We start from the raw sequence: 1,159 nt of genomic DNA, 5'->3' as shown, positions 1-1,159 counted from the left end.
TTAAAATTTGTCCAGTGACGATAGCGAAGAGGTCACACCCGTTCCCATGCCGAACACGGAAGTTAAGCTCTTCAGCGCCGATGGTAGTTGGGGGCTCTCCCCCTGTGAGAGTAGGACGCCGCTGGGCGCATATAACGGAGGATTAGCTCAGTTGGGAGAGCACCTGCCTTACAAGCAGGGGGTCGGCGGTTCGAGCCCGTCATCCTCCACCATATTTGCTGGCCTAGCTCAATTGGTAGAGCAACTGACTTGTAATCAGTAGGTTGGGGGTTCAAGTCCTCTGGCCAGCACCACTAGGAGCCATTAGCTCAGTTGGTAGAGCATCTGACTTTTAATCAGAGGGTCGAAGGTTCGAGTCCTTCATGGCTCACCATTTTTCATTTCAGTGCGGGTGTGGCGGAATTGGCAGACGCGCTAGACTTAGGATCTAGTGCCTTCGGGCGTGGGGGTTCGAGTCCCTTCACCCGCACCATTTAAATGAAATTGAATATGTTTAAAACTGTAAGGTCTGCATGCAATAAGCGGGAGTAGTTCAGTGGTAGAACACCACCTTGCCAAGGTGGGGGTCGCGAGTTCGAATCTCGTCTTCCGCTCCATAAAACCCTAGCCGGGGTGGTGGAATTGGCAGACACACAGGACTTAAAATCCTGCGGTAAGTGATTACCGTGCCGGTTCAAGTCCGGCCCTCGGCACCATAAAATAATATGCGCCCGTAGCTCAATTGGATAGAGCGTCTGACTACGGATCAGAAGGTTAGGGGTTCGACTCCTCTCGGGCGCGCCATTTCGGGAAGTAGCTCAGCTTGGCAGAGCACTTGGTTTGGGACCAAGGGGTCGCAGGTTCAAATCCTGTCTTCCCGACCATCTAAATTTTATATTGTGGGGCCTTAGCTCAGCTGGGAGAGCGCCTGCTTTGCACGCAGGAGGTCAGCGGTTCGATCCCGCTAGGCTCCACCATTTTTGACCTTTGAAAACTAAACAAAAAGCCAAGCGAAACGTGGGATAATGACAAATTATCCCGTCAATGAATGAATTAAATGATGTCAGAGACATCAAACTTTCTATGGAGAGTTTGATCCTGGCTCAGGACGAACGCTGGCGGCGTGCCTAATACATGCAAGTCGAGCGGACTGATGGGGAGCTTGCTCCCCTGACGTCAG

At 52.0% G+C, this 1,159-nt stretch carries 9 tRNA genes and 2 rRNA genes; all 11 read left to right on the top strand.

What is annotated here, in order from left to right:
- The first annotated feature begins 10 nt into the window (after positions 1 to 10).
- Positions 11 to 127 (top strand): 5S ribosomal RNA (rrf, locus tag EBO34_RS20410).
- A gap of 9 nt (positions 128 to 136) precedes the next feature.
- Positions 137 to 212 (top strand) — tRNA-Val (locus EBO34_RS20405).
- Positions 213 to 217: 5 nt separating this feature from the next.
- Positions 218 to 293: transfer RNA gene (locus EBO34_RS20400), tRNA-Thr, on the top strand.
- 4 nt (positions 294 to 297) lie between these two features.
- Positions 298 to 373 (top strand) — tRNA-Lys (locus EBO34_RS20395).
- A 14-nt stretch (positions 374 to 387) separates the two neighbouring features.
- Positions 388 to 472, top strand: a tRNA-Leu gene (locus tag EBO34_RS20390).
- Positions 473 to 521: 49 nt separating this feature from the next.
- Positions 522 to 596, top strand: a tRNA-Gly gene (locus EBO34_RS20385).
- 10 nt (positions 597 to 606) lie between these two features.
- Positions 607 to 695: transfer RNA gene (locus tag EBO34_RS20380), tRNA-Leu, on the top strand.
- A gap of 11 nt (positions 696 to 706) precedes the next feature.
- Positions 707 to 783, top strand: a tRNA-Arg gene (locus EBO34_RS20375).
- Between the two features lie 3 nt (positions 784 to 786).
- Positions 787 to 863 (top strand) — tRNA-Pro (locus tag EBO34_RS20370).
- 17 nt (positions 864 to 880) lie between these two features.
- Positions 881 to 956 (top strand) — tRNA-Ala (locus tag EBO34_RS20365).
- A gap of 103 nt (positions 957 to 1,059) precedes the next feature.
- A 16S ribosomal RNA gene (locus EBO34_RS20360) occupies positions 1,060 to 1,159 on the top strand; the annotation flags it as partial.

Origin of the sequence: Alteribacter keqinensis (genome assembly GCF_003710255.1) — a bacterium.
GTDB classification, from domain to species: Bacteria; Bacillota; Bacilli; order Bacillales; family Salisediminibacteriaceae; genus Alteribacter; species Alteribacter keqinensis.
Note: the sequence above shows the minus strand (reverse complement) of the source record. Positions and strands in the feature narration are given on the sequence as shown.